22 protein-coding genes and 1 pseudogene are annotated in these 17,804 nt (G+C 72.7%); 17 read left to right on the forward strand and 6 right to left on the reverse strand.

The genetic code is table 11. The features are described from left to right. Positions 1-37: 37 nt before the first annotated feature. The 6 genes from U6N30_RS08290 to U6N30_RS08315 form a co-directional block, all read right to left on the reverse strand. The gene (locus U6N30_RS08290; protein WP_324273226.1) at positions 38-901 is read right to left on the reverse strand and encodes a transposase; all 864 of its coding nucleotides are present in this window, start codon (positions 899-901) and stop codon (positions 38-40) included. Between the two features lie 513 nt (positions 902-1,414). After that, positions 1,415-1,834 carry a PhnE/PtxC family ABC transporter permease gene (locus U6N30_RS08295; protein WP_324276890.1) on the reverse strand — a complete coding sequence of 140 codons (420 nt, stop codon included), beginning with the start codon at positions 1,832-1,834 and terminating at the stop codon, positions 1,415-1,417. 337 nt (positions 1,835-2,171) lie between these two features. Beyond that, positions 2,172-2,792 carry a PhnE/PtxC family ABC transporter permease gene (locus U6N30_RS08300; RefSeq protein WP_324276891.1) on the reverse strand — a complete coding sequence of 207 codons (621 nt, stop codon included), beginning with the start codon at positions 2,790-2,792 and terminating at the stop codon, positions 2,172-2,174. Then, positions 2,789-3,028 carry a hypothetical protein gene (locus U6N30_RS08305; protein ID WP_324276892.1) on the reverse strand — a complete coding sequence of 80 codons (240 nt, stop codon included), beginning with the start codon at positions 3,026-3,028 and terminating at the stop codon, positions 2,789-2,791. The genes U6N30_RS08300 and U6N30_RS08305 overlap by 4 nt, the downstream gene beginning before the upstream one ends. Then, the gene (locus U6N30_RS08310) at positions 3,025-3,705 is read right to left on the reverse strand and encodes a phosphonate ABC transporter ATP-binding protein (RefSeq protein ID WP_324276893.1); all 681 of its coding nucleotides are present in this window, start codon (positions 3,703-3,705) and stop codon (positions 3,025-3,027) included. Before U6N30_RS08310 ends, U6N30_RS08305 begins: the two co-directional genes overlap by 4 nt. A 62-nt stretch (positions 3,706-3,767) precedes the next feature. Continuing rightward, positions 3,768-4,826, reverse strand: a complete 1,059-nt coding sequence (locus U6N30_RS08315; RefSeq protein WP_324276894.1) for a putative selenate ABC transporter substrate-binding protein — start codon at positions 4,824-4,826, stop codon at positions 3,768-3,770. Between the two features lie 106 nt (positions 4,827-4,932). Between U6N30_RS08315 and U6N30_RS08320 the strand changes: the two genes are divergently transcribed. The 17 genes and pseudogenes from U6N30_RS08320 (at position 4,933) to U6N30_RS08405 (ending at position 17,802) form a co-directional block, all read left to right on the forward strand. Beyond that, positions 4,933-5,292, forward strand: a complete 360-nt coding sequence (locus U6N30_RS08320; protein WP_324276895.1) for a histidine triad nucleotide-binding protein — start codon at positions 4,933-4,935, stop codon at positions 5,290-5,292. Positions 5,293-5,347: 55 nt separating this feature from the next. After that, positions 5,348-6,166, forward strand: coding sequence for an enoyl-CoA hydratase/isomerase family protein (locus U6N30_RS08325; RefSeq protein WP_324276896.1), 819 nt, complete (start codon positions 5,348-5,350; stop codon positions 6,164-6,166). 166 nt (positions 6,167-6,332) lie between these two features. Beyond that, the gene (locus tag U6N30_RS35370) at positions 6,333-8,495 is read left to right on the forward strand and encodes a PhoH family protein (RefSeq protein ID WP_479690590.1); all 2,163 of its coding nucleotides are present in this window, start codon (positions 6,333-6,335) and stop codon (positions 8,493-8,495) included. Positions 8,496-8,700: 205 nt separating this feature from the next. Then, the gene (ybeY, locus tag U6N30_RS35375) at positions 8,701-9,000 is read left to right on the forward strand and encodes an rRNA maturation RNase YbeY (protein WP_324276897.1); all 300 of its coding nucleotides are present in this window, start codon (positions 8,701-8,703) and stop codon (positions 8,998-9,000) included. 13 nt (positions 9,001-9,013) lie between these two features. Further along, positions 9,014-10,381 carry a hemolysin family protein gene (locus tag U6N30_RS08345; RefSeq protein ID WP_324276898.1) on the forward strand — a complete coding sequence of 456 codons (1,368 nt, stop codon included), beginning with the start codon at positions 9,014-9,016 and terminating at the stop codon, positions 10,379-10,381. Then, positions 10,374-10,517 carry a hypothetical protein gene (locus tag U6N30_RS08350; RefSeq protein ID WP_324276899.1) on the forward strand — a complete coding sequence of 48 codons (144 nt, stop codon included), beginning with the start codon at positions 10,374-10,376 and terminating at the stop codon, positions 10,515-10,517. Before U6N30_RS08345 ends, U6N30_RS08350 begins: the two co-directional genes overlap by 8 nt. Positions 10,518-10,564: 47 nt before the next feature. After that, complete coding sequence (locus U6N30_RS08355; protein WP_324276900.1) at positions 10,565-10,705, forward strand: hypothetical protein; 141 nt, start codon at positions 10,565-10,567, stop codon at positions 10,703-10,705. Positions 10,706-11,442: 737 nt separating this feature from the next. Continuing rightward, positions 11,443-12,096: a GTPase Era gene (era, locus tag U6N30_RS08360; RefSeq protein ID WP_324276901.1), complete on the forward strand. Its 654-nt coding sequence runs from the start codon at positions 11,443-11,445 to the stop codon at positions 12,094-12,096. Next, the gene (locus tag U6N30_RS08365; protein ID WP_324276902.1) at positions 12,075-12,359 is read left to right on the forward strand and encodes a KH domain-containing protein; all 285 of its coding nucleotides are present in this window, start codon (positions 12,075-12,077) and stop codon (positions 12,357-12,359) included. Before era ends, U6N30_RS08365 begins: the two co-directional genes overlap by 22 nt. Before the next feature lie 88 nt (positions 12,360-12,447). Beyond that, positions 12,448-13,146, forward strand: coding sequence for a DNA repair protein RecO (recO, locus tag U6N30_RS08370; RefSeq protein ID WP_324276903.1), 699 nt, complete (start codon positions 12,448-12,450; stop codon positions 13,144-13,146). Continuing rightward, positions 13,106-13,905, forward strand: a pseudogene (gene uppS / locus U6N30_RS08375) (polyprenyl diphosphate synthase). The gene recO and the pseudogene uppS overlap by 41 nt, the downstream one beginning before the upstream one ends. A gap of 147 nt (positions 13,906-14,052) precedes the next feature. Next, positions 14,053-14,478 carry a hypothetical protein gene (locus tag U6N30_RS08380; protein ID WP_324276904.1) on the forward strand — a complete coding sequence of 142 codons (426 nt, stop codon included), beginning with the start codon at positions 14,053-14,055 and terminating at the stop codon, positions 14,476-14,478. Continuing rightward, the gene (locus U6N30_RS08385) at positions 14,469-14,780 is read left to right on the forward strand and encodes a hypothetical protein (RefSeq protein ID WP_324276905.1); all 312 of its coding nucleotides are present in this window, start codon (positions 14,469-14,471) and stop codon (positions 14,778-14,780) included. The genes U6N30_RS08380 and U6N30_RS08385 overlap by 10 nt, the downstream gene beginning before the upstream one ends. Positions 14,781-14,840: 60 nt before the next feature. After that, a complete protein-coding gene (locus tag U6N30_RS08390) occupies positions 14,841-15,116 on the forward strand; it encodes an antibiotic biosynthesis monooxygenase family protein (RefSeq protein ID WP_324276906.1) in 276 nt (91 codons plus the stop codon). Positions 15,117-15,175: 59 nt separating this feature from the next. Next, positions 15,176-15,586 (forward strand): HNH endonuclease, encoded by a 411-nt coding sequence (locus tag U6N30_RS08395; RefSeq protein WP_324276907.1) that lies wholly within the window; start codon positions 15,176-15,178, stop codon positions 15,584-15,586. Between the two features lie 111 nt (positions 15,587-15,697). Continuing rightward, a complete protein-coding gene (locus U6N30_RS08400) occupies positions 15,698-16,132 on the forward strand; it encodes a hypothetical protein (RefSeq protein ID WP_324276908.1) in 435 nt (144 codons plus the stop codon). Between the two features lie 131 nt (positions 16,133-16,263). Next, on the forward strand, positions 16,264-17,802 hold the full coding sequence (locus tag U6N30_RS08405) for a glycine--tRNA ligase (RefSeq protein WP_479690591.1): 1,539 nt from the start codon (positions 16,264-16,266) through the stop codon (positions 17,800-17,802). Positions 17,803-17,804 lie beyond the last annotated feature (2 nt).

Raw genomic sequence — 17,804 nt, forward strand, 5'->3', positions numbered from 1 at the left:
AGGGTCCCTGGTCATCAGGGGACGCTCCTATGACGTGTCAAGGCGTCGTGGGGACTGTTTCGAGGCGGCGGTAGAGCTCGCGGGCGATGTAGCGCTTGAGGATGCGTTTGATCTCTCGGTCGGTCTTGCCCTGGGCGCGGCGGCGGTCGGCGTAGGCGCGGGTGCGTGCGTCGCGTTGTAGCCGGACGAGGGCCACGGTGTGCAGGGCGCGGTTGAGCTGTCGGTCGCCTGCTCGGTTGAGTCGGTAGCGGACGGTCTTGCCCGAGGACGCCGGGATCGGTGCGGTGCCGGCGAGCATGGCGAAGGCGCCATCGTCGCGGCAGCGGCCGGGGTGGGACCAGGCGGTGAGCGCGGTGGCGGCGACGATCGGGCCGACTCCGGTCAGCTCGAGCAGATCGGGCCGCCAGGACCGCACGATGGCGCGGATCTGGGTCTCGTGCCCGCGGGCTTCTTTCTCCATGAACCGGATCCGGCGGGCCAGATCGCGCAGCACCGTCAACGCCGTGATCACCTCCAGCTCCCCGGTGGCCGCCGTCGGTCGCAGCCGGGCAGCGGTGGTGATCATGGTGCGGGTGGACTGTCCGCGGAACTTGCCCCGGACCACCTCGGGGGCGGTGGTGACCAGCGCGTGCAGCTGCCGCTGGGCGGCTGTGGCGGCCTCGATCGCGGCCCGGCGGGCGGTCAGTCGCATCTGCAGCGCCGCGCGCTGGCCACCGGTCTTGGGCTGGGCCAGGTGGGTGCGGGCCAGCGCATCCCGGGCGGCGCGTTCGGCGTCGATCGGATCAGACTTCGCTCCGGCCTTGCGCGCCGGGCGCTTGGGGCGGTCCAGTTCGATGACCAGTTCACCGAGCTCGGCCAGGTGCCGGGCCAGGCCGGCGCCGTAGCCGCCAGAGCCTTCCATCGCCCAGGCCCGCAGCCCGGGTGCTCCTGCGCCACCGCGCTGAGCCGGGCATAACCGTCCGGGTCAGCCGGCACGGTGATCCGGGCCAGCACCCCGCCGGTGCCGGTGTCGATCACGGCAGCGGTGTGGGTGTCTTTGTGCGTGTCGACGCCGATGACGACCTCGACCAGTTCTGCCAGCATGGACATGCGTTCTTCTCCTTGACCGGGGGACGCGGCAGGTCCCGGTCCGGTGCGGAGATGGCAGGACTGTGATGAGACACGCCAGCAGCTACTGGCGGTCAAGCTCCTGATCAGGCCAACGTCTCCCGCCGGGCCGGTGCCGACAGCAGCAGGCGGACAGGTCCCATGCAAGGCACGAAGCCAGTCCTCCCTGGAGTCACACCCACTGCTGTCGGCCGTCAGCCCATCACCGATGTACCGACCCGGCCACACTCACAGTCCTCCCTCGCGGTCGACGGTGGGGAGGACCCGGAACGGTGAGGGAGGATCGCGGAGCCCCTCGGCGCGCGGCTCAGCGCAGGGCGGTGCGGGCGCGCTCGCTGACCAGGTCGACGGCGAGAGTCAGCAGCACGATCGCCGCGAGCACCGTGGTGACGGCGGCCCAGTCGAAGGCCGCGATGGCGCCGGACAGCAGGACGCCGATCCCACCCGCGCCGAGCAGCCCGACGAGCACGGTGTCGCGGATGGCCACTTCCCAGCGGTAGAGGGACAGCGCCAGCACCGTTCCGCTCAAGGCGGGCAGCACGCCGTAGAGCCAGCCGCCCAGCGGGGAGGCGCCGGCCGCGCGCAGCGCCGCCCTCGGGCGGGGATCGACCTCCTCCGTCGCCTCGGCCACGAGCCGGCCCAGCACGCCCAGCGTGTAGACCCCCAGCGCGAGCGCCCCCGGGAGGACGCCGGGCAGCAGGACGAAGAGCAGCACCAGGGCCCACACCGGGGAGGGACGGCGCGCAGCAGCAGCAGGGCGAAGCGAACGCCGGTCCCGACCATCCACCGGCCCGGCCCCGCCCCCGGCCGCCGGGCAGCGAGCCCGGAGAGGACGACGGCGCCGACCGTGGCGAGGGCGATGGCGATCACCGACATCTGCACCGTGTCGACGGCCGCGGACGCGATCGCGCTCAGCAGATCCCCGCCGGTGGCCGGCGGCCAGGCGGCGCGCAGCACGTACGACAGCTGCTCGAGGGTGCGGGACGAGGTCAGCGTCGCCGGCGTCAGCGCCAGGAACCACCCGGACCACGCCACCAGCGCCAGGGATCCCAGGACCGCGCTGGTCAGGAGCCGGTCACGGGAGGGCCGTTGCCCGCCCCCGGTCGCGGCTCGCCGACGCGGCGCCGCACGGCGCGGCCGCCCAGGTCGGCCAGCACGCACAACGCGGCGAGCGCGTACACGGCCGCCCACACCTCGTCCCAGCGCAGCGAGGAGAACGACAGCGACAGCTGGTAGCCCAGTCCGCCCGCGCCGATGAGACCGAGGACGACGGCCGACCGGACGGCGCACTCGAGTCGGTAGAAGGAGTACGAGAGCAGCCCGCCGGCCGCTGCGGGCAGCAACCCGTACAGCGCGGCGCTGCCACGACCCGACCCACCCGCGAGCAGCGCCTCGTAGCCGCCGCGGGGAACCTCGTCGAGCAGGTCGGCGAAGACCTTGGCGGTGACCGCGCCGTAGGGGATGCCGATGGCGAGTACGCCGACCCACGGGTCCAGGCCCAGGACGTTGAGCAGCAGCAGGCCCCACACCGCCTCGTGCAGGCCGCGCGGCACCGCGAGAAGCCCGCGGGCCGCCGTCCAGCCCACGCGGCGTCGTCCCCAGGTCGTGCGCGCGACCGCGACCGCCCCCAGCGCACCGAGCGTGACGGCCAGGGCCGCGCCCAGGGCGGCGTAGGCGACAGTCACCAGGGTCGCCTCCGCGAGCAGCGCGAGGAACCCGGCGTCCCGCGCGGGGAGAGGGCGGCGGAGGCGAACCGGCCGAACTGCCGCAGGCCCGCCGGGTTCACCACCGGCCCGGAGAACAGCCCGGCTCCTGCCAGCGACCAGACGAGGAGGGCGGCGCCCCCGACGCCCCACGCCCAGCGCCGTCGGTCCCGACGCAGCCGCGGCACAGCGGCCGGCGACGCCAGGACGGCGGTCACCGCACCACCCCGTAGAACCGCTCCAGTTCGGCGAGCGTCAGCGACGACGTCGGAGCGTCGAGGGTGACCCGGCCGTCGACCAGCCCCACGATCCGGTCGCAGTGACGCAGGGCGAGCGCCGGGTCGTGGAGGCAGGTGATGAGTGCGCCGCCGCGCTCGACCGCGAGGCCTCCGAGCAGCTGCAGGGCCTGATCGGCGAGGGCGGGGTCCAGGGCGGACGCCGGCTCGTCGGCCAGCACCAGTTCCGGTCGCTGCACCAGCAGGCGGGCCAACGCCACCCGTTGCCGCTGCCCGCCGGAGAGCCGGTCCGTGCGCTGGAACATCCGGTCGGCCAGGTCCACCCGCGCCAGCGCCGTCCGCACGTCGTCCAGACCCTGGGGCTGCACCAGGGAGCGGAGGGCGCGGGCCGCCGACCAGGTGCCCAGGCGTCCGGCGTTGACGTTGTGCACCACCCGCAGGGGGCCGATCAGCTCGAGGTGCTGGTGCATCGTGCCCGTCCGGGCACGCAGCCGGCGGAGGGCCGGTCCGCGCAGACCGGCGACCTCGGTGCCGAGCACGCGCACCGATCCCGCCGTCGGGGTCACCGACCCGTTCAGGACGCCGAGCAACGTCGACTTACCGGCTCCCGACGCTCCGATCACGGCGACCCGCTCCCCGGCGGCCACCGCGAGGTCCACCCCGTCGAGGGCGGTGGTGCCGCCGAAGCGGACCTCGATGCCGGTGAGCCGGGCGACCTCGGTCAGTTGATCAGCCCGAGGTCGCGGCCGATCGCCTCGATCTGCTCGTAGTTCGCGGCCTCCGTCGCGATGAAGGAGTCCGCGCCGAACAGCTCGAGCACGACGGCGTCGTCCGGGTCGTCCGGTGCCAGGCCGGTGAAGTACCCGGTCAGCCGGCTCGGCAGGTCCGCACCCAGCCGGTCGACGGCCGACGGTGCCAGCAGCCAGTGGTAGTCGTGGTAGGCCGGGGTGCGGGCGTAGAGCATCACCGCCGGATCGACCGCGCCCTCCTCGGTGCGGCTCCTCCAGACCTGTTCGTTGAGGACACCGGCCTCGTAGGTGCCCGAGGCGACGAGCGCCAGCGTGGCGTCGTGCGAACCGGAGAAGCCCGGCCCGCCGGGGAAGCCCGACGGATCGACGCCCTGCTGCTGGAGGAAGAACGCGGGCATGAGCCGGCCCGAGGTCGAGGTCTCGCTGCCGTAGGTGAATCGGCGTCCGGCCAGCGGCGTGAGGTCGTCCGACGGTGCCAGCCCGGTGGCCGCGTTCACCACGAAGACCGAGTGGAACGCCGCATCGATGTCGCGCTGGGCGATCGGGACGGCGCCGGGCGTCCGCAGCCGGGCCTGGACGCCGGTCAGCCCGCCGAACCACACGAGGTCGAGGTCTCCGGTGCGGAAGAGGGAGACGGCCGCGGCGTAGTCGGTGACCGGCTCGTAGGAGACATCGAGCTGCAGGGCGTCGGAGAGGGAGTCGGCGACGGTGCCGTAGAGCCGCTGCAGGACTTCCGGGTCCTGATCGGGGATCGCGCCGATGCGCAGGGGCCCGGCCGGGTCGGGCGAGGCCGAGACGGGGGAGGGCGGCCGCAGCCGGCGAGGACGGCGGCGAGGGCGATGCCGGAGCCGGCGAGGAGGCTGCGGCGGGAGAAGGTGGGGGAAACGGATTCGGGACCACCCGACCGGGCGGCGCGAGCGAGCGTCACTACGTCCTCGTGTGGGCGCGGGGGCGGGGAGCGGGCACGGCGGGACCTCCTGGCGTGGACGGCGATGGATGCGGCCATCCTCGCCCGGCACTCGATCGGCCACCCGTCGGGGTCCGCACCGGGCACGCGAGCAGCAGGACCCCGTCCTGCCTCGCAGGCCCGACACGAGCCTCCGAGCGGGGCCGGGCACGTCCTTCTAGGGTCGGGACGTGACCGACTGCCTCTTCTGCCGCATGGTCGCCGGTGAGATCCCCACCGACGTCGTCCACGAGACCGAGCGCGTGCTCGCGTTCCGCGACATCAATCCGCAGGCGCCGACCCACGTGCTGGTCATCCCCAAGGAACACCACGCCACGGTCGGTGCCCTCGTCACGGCCGACCCGGAGCTGCTGGGCGACGTCGTCGCCGGGGCGCACGTGGTCGCCACCCAGGAGGGCCTGGTGACCGACGGCGGCGCCGAGCCCGGCTACCGCCTGGTCACCAACACCGGCCCGCAGGCCGGGCAGTCCGTGCACCACGTCCACCTGCACGTCCTGGGCGGCCGAGGGCTCGGCTGGCCGCCCGGCTGAGGTGCGCAGACATGGGCGATCCTGCGGTTCGCGAGCGGGCTGACAGGATCGGTGCATGACCGACACCGCGCCCCTCCGGATCGAGCGGGACGGCGACGTCGCCGTCGTCGTCCTGGACAACCCGCCGCTGAACCTCTTCGACGGCGCGACGTTCGACGCGCTGGAGGCCGTCGCCGCCGAGCTGGGAGCGCTCACCGAGCCCGCGCGCGCCGACCGGGCCCGGGCGGTGCTGGTCGAGGCGCGCGGAAAGGTGGTCTCCGGCGGGGTGGACGTGACCGAGTTCCAAGCCATCGCCGAGGGGCCGGAGCCGGCCGAGCGCGGTGCGGAGCTCTGGGCCCGGCTGTTGAGGGTGTCGCAGGCGATCGAGGACCTGCCGGTGCCGACCGTCTTCGCCGCCCACGGGCTCACCCTCACGGCGGCCTTCGAGCTGGCGCTGGCCTGCGACATCCTGCTGGCCGCCGAGAAGGCGTCGTTCGGCCTGGTGGAGATCGTCGTCGGCCTGACGCCTTCGATGGGCGGGCCGCAGCGGCTGGCCGAGCGGGCCGGTCCGGCCCGGGCCCGGGAGCTGGTGTTCACCGGCGAGCGCTATCCGGCGGCCGTCCTCGAGCGGTGGAACGTGGTCAACCGGGTCCTGCCCGACGAGGGCTTCGCCGCCGCGGCGCGCGAGTACGCCCACCGAATCGCCGCGGGGCCGACCGTCGCGCACGCGGCGACCAAGAAGCTGGTGGCCGAGACGGTGCGCAACGGTGCCCGTGCCGCCGACGCCCTCGTGCCGGAGGTCTCCGGGGCGCTGTTCGCCACCGAGGACCTCCGCGGCGCCGTCGCCTCCTTCCTCACCGAGGGCCCGGGGCAGGCGACGTACTCCGGTCGCTGATCGGAGCCGCCGGGCTCCCCCGAGGAGCGAACCCGGGATTCCGGTCGCCCGACGCGGGTAGACTCGACCGGTCCGCAGTGCATCCAGGTGCACGATTCTTCTCTGGAAGGCAGGGTCGAGGGTTCTTGCCCGACACCTCCCCAGGCGTCCCCCGCCGAGTGCCCACATGTCCCGTGAGGCGTCCGCGCAGGCCGCCGCCGCGGATGTCGCCCGCACCGGAACGCCGGGGCCCCCGGTACGCGCCACCATCACCGTTCCCGAGTCCGTCTCGATGGTCGCTCTGCTGGGGTCGGCCGACGAGCTGCTGCGCCTGGTCGAGGCCGAGGTCGACGCCGACGTGCACGTGCGCGGCAACGAGATCGCCGTGACCGGGCAGCCGGCGGACAACGCGTTCGCCGTCGGTGTCTTCGACGAGCTGATCGCGCTGCTCGGTACCGGTCAGCAGCTGCGGCCGGACTCGGTGCGCCGGGTCATCGGCATGCTCAGGAGCGGTGGCTCCGAGCGCCCGGCCGATGTGCTCAGCCTCGACATCATCAGCCGCCGCGGCCGGACCATCCGGCCCAAGACGCTGAACCAGAAGCGCTACGTCGACGCGATCGACGTGCACACCATCGTCTTCGGCATCGGCCCCGCCGGTACCGGCAAGACCTACCTCGCCATGGCCAAGGCCGTGCAGGCGCTGCAGACCAAGCAGGTCAACCGGATCATCCTCACCCGTCCCGCGGTCGAGGCCGGTGAGCGGCTGGGCTACCTGCCCGGCAGCCTCTCGGAGAAGATCGACCCCTACCTGCGGCCGCTCTACGACGCGCTGCACGACATGGTCGACCCCGAGTCGATTCCCCGGCTGATGGCCTCCGGCACCATCGAGGTCGCACCGCTGGCCTACATGCGGGGCCGGGCGCAGCCGTACGACGCGATGGTGCTCACGCCGAACGGCTTCATGCCGATCGGCACGCTGCAGGTCGGCGACCTCGTCGTCGGTTCCGACGGCTTGCCGACCCCGGTGCTCGGCGTCTATCCGCAGGGCAAGAAGGTCGTTTACCGGGTCACCACCCAGGACGGCGCTTCGACGCTGGCCTGCGGGGAGCACCTGTGGACGGTGACGACGCCGGACGACCGCCGTCGCGGAACGGCGCGCACCCTCGAGACGCAGGAGATGATCGGGCACCTGCGCTGGGGCGCAGGTGCTCACCGCTACGAACTCCCGGTGGTCGATGCGGTCGAGTTCGAGCCCCAGGAGGTGCCGCTCGATCCCTACGCGCTCGGGTTGCTGCTGGGCGATGGCTGCCTCACCACCGCGACGACGCCTTCCTTCTCCACGACGGATCCCGAGCTGGTCGTGGCCCTCGAGTCGGCGCTCGAGGGGATCGAGGTGGCGCACAAGAGAGGCCCCGAATACGTCCTCCGGCACGTGAACGGCGGCCGAGGCGGCCTCCGGATCGCCAATCCGGTCACCGAGACCATCAGAGAACTGGGCCTCGCCGGGACGCGGTCGGCCACGAAGTTCGTTCCCTGGCTGTACTCCCACAACTCGGCGGAAGTCCGGACTGCGCTCCTCCAAGGGCTGCTGGACTCGGACGGTGGTCCGGTCACGCAGCGCGGACGAACGTGCCGCATCCAGTACACGACGACGTCGGAGCGGCTCCGGGACGACGTCATGTTCCTCGTCCGTTCCTTGGGCGGGATCGTCACCTCCCGCACCCGAGTGGCGACCGGTCGACGTCCGGGCCTGGCGCAGGGGCGGCCAGTCCACCACCGGCACGCGGCCCACATCCTCGAGATCCGGTTGCCGGCCGGGATCTCGCCGTTCCGGCTGGAGCGGAAGCGGCGTGCGTACGACGCTGCCGGCGGCGGGCGGCCGATGCGCTTCATCCACAGCATCGAGCCGGTGGGCGAGATGGAGACCATGTGCATCCAGGTCGCCGCGCAGGACTCCCTGTACGTGACCGACGACTTCCTCGTCACCCACAACACCCTCAACGATGCGTTCGTCATCCTCGACGAGGCGCAGAACACCACCGCCGAGCAGATGAAGATGTTCCTCACCCGGCTCGGCTTCGGGTCCAAGATCGTGGTCACCGGTGACGTCACCCAGGTCGACCTTCCCGGGGGTGCGCAGAGCGGGCTCAAGATCGTCCGCGAGATCCTCGACGGGCTCGAGGACGTGCACTTCGCCAACCTGACCAGCTCCGACGTCGTCCGCCACCGCCTGGTCGGCAACATCGTCGACGCCTACGAGCGCTGGGACGCCACCCGGCAGCCCACCGCGGCCCGACCGGGTGCCGGCGCACCGGTCCGGACGACCCGACCGCGCCGCCAGGGGAGCTGACCGGCGTGCCCGTCGAGGTGGCCAACGAGTCCGAGATCGCCGTGGACGAGGCCGAGCTGGCCGGCATCTGCCGCTTCGTGCTGGGGGAGATGGACGTCAATCCCCTGGCCGAGCTGTCGGTGCTCTGCGTCGACGTCGAGTACATGAGCAGCCTGCACGAGCGCTGGATGGGGAGAAGGGGCCGACCGACGTCCTCGCCTTCCCGATGGACGAGCTCGACACGGCCCGCCCCGACGACCCCGAGCCGGGCCCGGCCCTGCTCGGTGACGTCGTCCTCTGCCCGGCGGTCGCCGTGCGGCAGGCCCGGGCCGCCGGGCACTCCATGGACGACGAACTGATCCTGCTGGCCACGCACGGGGTGCTGCACCTGCTCGGGTACGACCACATGGAACCCGATGAGGAGAAAGAGATGTTCGGTCTCCAGCAGAAGCTCATCGAGGCGTGGCGGACGGCGCCCCGTGAGCCGGTGACCGGCGCGCCGGTGACGCGGGAGCCGCGCACCTGATGGGGGCGTCCCGATGAGTTCCAGCTCGATCACCCTGCTGGTGATCGCGATCCTCCTCGTCCCGCTCGCCGGTCTGTTCGGCGCCATGGAGGCCGCCCTCCAGCGGGTCTCCAAGGCGCGCGTCGAGGAGCTGCGGCGCGACGGCGTGAAGCGGGCCGACGGCCTCGAGGAGGTCGTGCTCGAGCGCGCCCGCCACGTCGCCCTGCTGCTCCTGCTGCGCATCGTCTGCGAGATGTTCGCGGCGGTCATCGTGGCGCTGCTCTTCTTCGACCTGTGGGACAGCACCTGGCAGGCCGTCCTCGGCGCCGCCGGGGCGATGATCGTGGTCAGCTACGTGCTGGTCGGCGTCGGGCCGCGCACCCTGGGCCGCCAGCACTCCTACGGCGTCGCCCTGGCCACCGCAGGCGTGATCAAGCTGCTCGGCCGCGTGCTCGGGCCGGTCGCGACCCTGCTGATCCTGGTCGGCAACGCGCTCACGCCGGGCCGCGGTTTCCGGGACGGTCCCTTCTCCTCCGAGGTCGAGCTGCGCGAGCTGGTCGACATGGCCGAGGAGCGCGGCGTCGTGGAGTCCGGCGAGCGCAACATGATCCACTCGGTCTTCGAGCTGGGCGACACGATCGCCCGGGAGGTCATGGTCCCGCGCACCGACGTCGTCTGGATCGAGCGCACCAAGACCGTGCGGCAGGCGCTGGCGCTCGCGCTGCGCAGCGGGTTCAGCCGGATCCCGGTGATCGGCGAGAACGTCGACGACGTCGTGGGCGTCGTCTACCTCAAGGACCTCGTCCGCCGGTCCCAGAACAGCACCGACAACCGCGGCCCCAAGGTCGAGGAGCTGATGCGGCCGCCGACGTTCGTGCCCGAGTCGAAGCCGGTCGACGAGCTGCTCCGGGACATGCAGGCGGCCCGCGTGCACATCGCGATCGTCGTCGACGAGTACGGCGGCTTCGCCGGACTGCTGACCATCGAGGACATCCTCGAGGAGATCGTCGGCGAGATCGCCGATGAGCACGACGCCTTCCAGCGGCCGCCGGTCGAGGAGCTGTCCGACGGATCGATGCGGGTCACCGCGCGGCTGCCGGTCGAGGACCTCGCCGAGCTGTTCGACGTCGAGCTGCCCGAGGACGACGACGTCGAGACCGTCGGCGGGCTGCTGGCCCGCGAGCTGGGCCGGGTGCCGATCGAGGGGCCTCGGCGGAGATCGGTGGGCTGCGACTGGTTGCCGAGAGCACGGGCGGACGCCGGAACCGGATCGACACGATGCTGGTGTGCCGCGTCGAGGAACCGGCCGAGGACGACGCGGAGGAGTCCCGCGGAACACCGGGCAAGGGGCCACCCGCTACGAGGAGCCGGCCCCGGTGGAAGGCTGACGCGCCGTGCCTGATCTGCAGCCCGAGGACGCCAAGCTCGTCACCCTCGCCCGGTCCGCGCGCGGACGCACCGGCGCGGCCGAGGGGCGGCCGTCCGCGACACCGACGGGCGCACCTACCTCGCCGCCACCGTCGACCTGCCGTCCCTGAAGCTGTCGGCACTGCAGGCCGCGGTCGCCGCCGCGGTCTCCAGCGGGGTGGACGCCCTGGAGGCGGCCGCGATCGTCTCGGCCGCCGACGCCGTGGAGCAGGAGGGGCTGGCCGCCGTCCGCGACCTCACGCCGTCCGCGCCCGTGCACCTCGCCGGCCCCGACGGGAGCCTGCGCACCACTGCCTAGGCCGGACGGCAGCAGGCTCAGCGGTCGAGGGAACACCCAGGGCGGCCGCGAAGTCGTCGGGATCGCGCACCCACAGGGTGAACGCCTGGTCGCCCCGAGCGTCGCCCTCCGCCAGGTGCCGGACCGCGACCTTGGTCCGCCCCGGCCACCAACCGCCGCGGCGCTTGGGCTTCGGCCAGTCCTCCGGCGCGGCACCGATGCGGGCCTCGCGCACCAGCAGCAGGGGAGCACCCGTGCCGGGTCGGGACGGGTCGCGGCGACGTCGAAGGACATGCCGTGGGCGGAGACGGTGAACCGGCCGGTGCTCAGCACGAGGACGGACAGACCTGCGATGAGCGCCAGCGGCAGCTCGCCGCGGACCTCCGGCCAGCCTCCGACCCACGCGAACGCCCCGAGCCACAGGCCGACGACGAGGACGACGAAGCCGATCGCCGTCGGCCCCGCGGGGCGGTACTGCCAGTAGCGCAGCGGCGCGGGCACCACGGTTGCCGAGCGCTTAAGCCCCCAGCCGACGACGAAGCGGAAGCCGCGGGTCTGCTCGACGTGCAGCCGGCGCTCCTCGCCACGGTCGCCTGCGGTGGTCGTGCACTGCTCCGTCGTCCTGCCACGTCGGCGATCATCCCAGCCGCCTCCCGACGTGGTGCTCCTGCTCCTGAAGTGGTGCAGGAGTCCGGTGCCGGGAGGAACACCGCAGGAGCGGGACAGGGGACGTCGGACCCCGGTGGGAGACTGGGTCCGTGGAAGCCCCGGAACAGCCGCCGCACCGCAGCGGCTTCGCAGCCCTCGTGGGCCGCCCCAACGCCGGGAAGACCACGCTGACCAACGCGCTGGTCGGCGAGAAGGTCGGCATCGTCAGCAACCGTCCGCAGACCACGCGGCACGCGATCCGCGGGGTGGTGCACAAGCCGGCCGGGCAGATCGTCGTCGTCGACACCCCCGGCCTGCACAAGCCGAAGAGCCTGCTCGGCAAGCGGCTCAACGACGTCGTCCGGGACACGCTCTCCGACGTCGACGTGATCGTCTTCTGCATCCCGGCCGACCAGCCGGTCGGCACCGGTGACGCGTTCATCGCCCGGCAGCTGCGGGAGGTGAGCGCGCCGATCGTCGTCGTCGTGACCAAGACCGACGCCGCCTCGAAGAAGCAGGTGGCCGAGCAGCTGATCGCCGCCAGCGCGCTGGTCGAGGCCACCGAGGTCGTGCCGGTCAGCGCGGTCAGCGGCGACCAGGTGGAGCTGCTGGAGAACCTGCTCATCGGGCTCCTGCCCGAGGGCCACCGCTCTACCCGGAGGAGCAGACCACCGACGAGGACGTCGAGCGCCAGCTCGCCGAGCTCGTTCGCGAGGCGGCGCTGGAGAAGGTGCGCCAGGAGGTGCCGCACTCGCTGGCGGTGAGCATCGAGGAGATCGTCCGCCGCCCCGACCCGAAGGCGGCCGGCGGCGAGCTGGTCGAGATCCACGCCCTGCTGCACGTCGAGCGCAACAGCCAGAAGCCGATGCTGCTGGGCAAGGGCGGGCAGATCATCAAGGCGATCGGCAGCGAGGCGCGGGCCGGCATGGAGACGCTGCTCGGCGCACGGGTGCACCTGGAGCTGCACGTCACCGTGCTCGGCGAGTGGCAGGACGACCCCAAGAAGCTCAACCGGCTGGGCTACTGACCATGAGCATGACGCCGAAGGCGCTGTACCGGGACGAGGGCATCGTCCTGCGCACCCAGAAGCTGGGGAGGCCGACCGGATCGTCACCGTGCTCACCCGCCGGCACGGCAAGGTGCGGGCCGTCGCGAAGGGCGTGCGGCGCACCAAGAGCAAGTTCGGCTCGCGGCTGGAGCCGTTCAGCCACGTGGACGTGCAGTTCTACACCGGTCGCAACCTCGACATCGTCAACCAGGCGGAGTCCATCCGGTCCTACGGCAACGACGTCGTCGACGACTACCCGTCCTACACCGCCGGCACCGCCGTCCTGGAGACCGCCGACCGGCTGACCTCGGAGGAGAAGGAGCCCTCGCTCCGGCTGTTCCTGCTGGTCGTCGGGGCGCTGCGCGCGCTGGCGGACCGCACCCATCCGGCCGGGCTCGTCCTCGACGCGTTCCTGCTGCGGGCGATGTCGGTGGCCGGATGGGAGCCGGCGCTCAGTGACTGCGCCCGGTGCGCCGAGCCCGGTCCGCACCGGCACTTCTCCGTCCCGGCCGGAGGCTCCGTCTGCCCCGCCTGCCGGCCCACCGGTTCGGCCATGCCCAACCCGGTGACCATCGAACTGCTCGACGCCCTGCTGACCGGCGACTGGGACCGCGCCGAGGCGGCGCAGGCCACCAACCGGCGCGAGGGCAGCGGCCTGGTCGCGGCGCTGCTCCAGTGGCACCTGGAGCGCGGCCTGCGCTCGCTGCCGCTGGTCGACCGGTCGGATGCGACGGCGGCCCGCCGGGAAGCGATCGTCCCGCTGTGAGGCGCGAGGTGAAGGCGCCGAACCCGCATCCCTCGGGCGCGCGTCCGCCGCAGATCCCGGCGGACAAGGTGCCCAAGCACGTCGCCATCGTCATGGACGGCAACGGGCGGTGGGCCAAGCAGCGGGGCCTGCCCCGCACGGCTGGCCACGAGGCCGGGAGTCCTCGCTCTTCGACTGCGTGGAAGGCGCCATCGAGCTCGGCATCGGCGCCATCAGCGCGTACGCCTTCTCCACCGAGAACTGGCGGCGCAGCCCCGAGGAGGTCCGCTTCCTCATGGGCTTCAACCGCGATGTCATCCGGCGGCGGCGCGACGAGATGCACGAGCTCGGGGTCCAGGTGCGCTGGGCGGGTCGTCGTCCCCGGCTGTGGCGCAGCGTGATCAAGGAGCTCGAGGTCGCCGAGGAGCTGACCCGCGACAACGACGTCCTCACCCTGACGATGTGCGTGAACTACGGCGGGCGGGCCGAGATCGCCGATGCGGCCGCGGCGATCGGCCGCGAGGTCGCCGCGGGCCGGCTGAACCCGGACAAGATCGACGAGTCGACGATCGCCCGGTTCCTCGACGAGCCCGACATGCCCGACGTCGACCTGTTCGTGCGCAGCTCGGGGAGAACCGGACCAGCAACTTCCTGCTGTGGCAGTCGGCCTATGCGGAGCTGGTCTTCCTCGACACGCTGTGGCCGGACTTCGACCGCCGGCACCTGTGGGCGGCGGTCGAGGAGTACGCGTCGCGGCAGCGGCGCTTCGGCAGCGCCTGAACGAGGACCCCGCCCTCGCCGGCTCAGTGCGGGTCCCGGGACGGGGACGCGGCGTATCCGGTTCCGGTCGACGCCGCTCCTCACTACGGTGCTCCTCTCCGGGCGAGCACCGCCCATCGCGCGCCGTCCGAGAGAGTTCCGAGATCCATGACGCAGCCCCGCGAGCCGTTCGGACCGCCGTACGGCCAGCCCTCCCCGCAGCACCAGCCCGGCCCCTACGGGCAGCCCGCTCCGCAGCACCAGCCGGGCCCCTACGGTCCGCCGGCTCCGGGCCCCTACGGTCCGCCGCCCCAGCCGCCGAGCCCGGGGAAGAACATGCTGCCGTGGCTGATCGTCGGGGGTGCCGTGCTCCTGTCCGGCATCGGCATCGCCCTCGTGCTCCTGCTGACCGGCGGGAACTCGGGCAACGACGCCCCGGCCGCCGCCGGCACCTCCTCCAGCGCCCCGGCGACGTCGTCCTCGGCCGAGCCGAGCCGGGAGTCCTCCCTGGGTGACCTGCCCGGGGGGCGCAGCTCGCCGAGCCGACGGCGGTCGCGGCGAACGCGTTCCCAGGATCGGACGAGGTGGCGCTGACCTGGGTCGACGCCCTGGCCGACGGCAACTGGCAGACCGCCTACGACCTCTCGTGCGCCGAGGTGCAGGACGCCTCGACCACGGCGGCGGCCGGTGGCGACCCGGCCTACGAGCTGGGGCGCTACTTCTACACGCAGGTGCTGGATGGGGTCGGGTTCACCGAGGGCACGTTCGACAGCATCGAGCACGACGAGGTCTCCGGCGCCGACGTCGGAACCTTCACCCTGGCCATGGACAACGGCGAGACGTTCACCCTGCTGGTCTACGTGCAGGAGGACCTGACGGTCTGCGACTTCTTCTGAGCCGGTCGACGGAGCATGGCAACGTCAGCGGCCGCAGGCAGACCGACAGGGAGGACCACGGTGTTCGCAGTGACACGGCTACGGGCCACGGGGGACGACGGGGCGGCGCTGGCCGCCGCCGTGCAACCGCTGCTGGCAGCGCTCGCCACCCGGCCCGGCTTCCTCCACGGCGAGCTGGGCAGGTCGGCCGACGATCCCTCGCTGTGGGCGCTGGTCACCCGCTGGGACGGCGTCGGCTCCTACCGTCGGGGGCTGGGGGCGGCGGACGTGAAGATCGCCGGGGCGCCGGTGTGGGTGCACGCGCTCGACGAGCCCGGGGTGTACCTCACCGACTGACCGTCGGACTGCCCGCGTGGCCGCCGCTCGTCGCGCCCCACGAGCCCTACGCTGCGCCCGTGGCCGCCCAGACGCGACGGGCGAGGAGCGCCCGCAAGCGGCAGCGCCGGATGGCGCGGGTCGAGCACGATCTCAGCCCCGAGCAGTGGGCGGCGCTCCAGGCGGCCTGGGGTGGCTGCGCCTACTGCGGTGCGGTCGACGTGCCGCTGCAGCGCGACTGCGTGCTGCCCATCTCGCGGGGCGGCCGCTACACCCTCGACAACATCGCCCCGGCCTGCGCGTCCTGCAACGCCAGCAAGTGCAACGACGAGGTGACCGGCTGGCTCCGGCGCAAGCGGCTGGACGAGCGGGCGTTCCTCGTGCGGCACGTCGAGATCGGGCGGGACCTCGCGCGGCTGTTCCCCGGCGAGCCGGACCCCGCTCCGGCAGCGCTGATGCCGGCGCCCGCCCTCACGGAGGCGCCGCCGTAGGACCGGGGGATCCACGCGGGCACGAGTGATCCGGCCGCCACGGGGGCACGTTCCGTCGAGCGGGCTGCCGCTGGCCGGGACCCACCCGGACGACGATCACGGAGGAACCCGATGACCGGACCGAAGCCCGACGATCAGGGGCCGCCGCCGACGTCAGCCGATCCGACCATGAAGGTCCCCCGGCCGCCGGTACCGGGGCGGGCGGTCCGGGCGGACGTCGCGGCAGGGAACCTCGCGACCCCTCCGATCCACCCGGACGAATCGACCGTGACCCTCGACGCCCAGATCCGGAAGCCTCCGCACCGCACCCTCGAGTTCGGCACACCCGCCGCCGTCAACGTGACGGTCGGTCCGCGCCCGAAGCCCCGGCGCCGGCACCGCACCTGGCCGTGGATCGCCGCGGTCGTGCTCGTGCTCCTCGCCCTGGGCGCCGTGCTGCTGGTCATGATGCTGCGTGGGGTCACCGTCGACGGCGACATCGACCTCGTGGGTCAGGGGACGCAGGTCGCCGCGGCCTCGTCCTCACCGGACCGGGCGGTCACCTGACCGACCGGGCCTGGGGCGTGGGTGAGACGAGCAGGCGGTAGCTGACGTCGACGGTGAACGCGTGGCCGGGAGTGCCGAGGGCGGGGTGCTCCCCAGTGGCCGGCGGGGCACGAGTCAGGCCGGCCGGCCGGGTGCACCGGAGGGAACCGGCGCCCCGCGCGTCGCGGTCGTGCGGTGCGGGCAGGCACCGGCCGTGGGGAGCGCCGGGAGGCGGCAACTACCGTGGGCAGGTCAACCGCCGACCGCCAGCCGGATGGAGCCCCCGCCGTGAGCGAGAGCACCGCCAAGCACGACCCCGCCCGCCTCGACAAGGTGGTGAACCTCTGCAAGCGACGGGGATTCGTCTTCCCGTCGGGGAGATCTACGGCGGCACCCGCTCCGCATGGGACTACGGCCCGCTGGGCGTCGAGCTCAAGGAGAACATCAAGAAGCAGTGGTGGCGCACCGTCGTCCAGAGCCGGGACGACATCGTCGGCCTGGACTCCTCGGTGATCCTGCCGCGCCAGACCTGGGTGGCCTCGGGGCACGTCGGCGTCTTCACCGACCCGCTGACGGAGTGCCAGAGCTGCCACAAGCGGTTCCGGGCCGACCACCTCGAGGAGGCCTACGAGGAGAAGAAGGGGCGGCTCCCCGAGCACGGGCTGGCCGACATCTCCTGCCCCAACTGCGGCACGAAGGGCGCGTGGACCGAGCCGCGCGACTTCAACATGATGCTCAAGACCTACCTCGGTCCGATCGAGGACGAGTCGGGCCTGCACTACCTCCGCCCGGAGACCGCCCAGGGCATCTTCGTGAACTTCGCGAACGTCATGGGCGCGGCGCGGAAGAAGCCGCCGTTCGGCATCGGCCAGATCGGCAAGTCCTTCCGCAACGAGATCACGCCCGGCAACTTCATCTTCCGGACCCGCGAGTTCGAGCAGATGGAGATGGAGTTCTTCGTCGAGCCGGGCACCGACGAGGAGTGGCACCAGTACTGGATCGACCAGCGGACGTCCTGGTACACCGACCTCGGCATCGACCGGGACAACCTGCGGCACTTCGAGCACCCCAAGGAGAAGCTGTCGCACTACTCGAAGCGCACCGTCGACATCGAGTACCGCTTCGGCTTCCAGGGCTCGGAGTGGGGTGAGCTCGAAGGCATCGCCAACCGCACCGACTTCGACCTGTCCACGCACTCGGAGCACTCGGGCACGGACCTCTCGTACTTCGACCAGGCCAGCAACACGCGCTGGACGCCGTACGTGATCGAGCCCGCGGCGGGCCTCACCCGCTCGCTCATGGCCTTCCTCGTCGAGGCCTACACCGAGGACGAGGCGCCCAACGCCAAGGGCGGCGTCGACACCCGGACGGTCCTCACGCTCGACCCGCGGCTGGCGCCGGTGAAGGCGGCCGTCCTGCCGCTGTCGCGCAACGCCGACCTGTCGCCCAAGGCGAAGGACCTGGCCGCCACCCTGCGGCGCAACTGGAACGTGGACTTCGACGACGCCGGTGCCATCGGCCGCCGGTACCGCCGTCAGGACGAGGTCGGCACGCCCTTCTGCATCACGGTCGACTTCGACACCCTCGACGACCAGGCCGTCACCATCCGCGAGCGCGACACGATGAGTCAGGAACGGGTCGGTCTGGACGCCGTCGAGGCATACCTCGCCGCCCGTCTGCCGGGATGCTGAAC

The organism is Blastococcus brunescens (assembly GCF_035320885.1).
Taxonomy (GTDB): Bacteria; Actinomycetota; Actinomycetes; order Mycobacteriales; family Geodermatophilaceae; genus Blastococcus_B; species Blastococcus_B brunescens.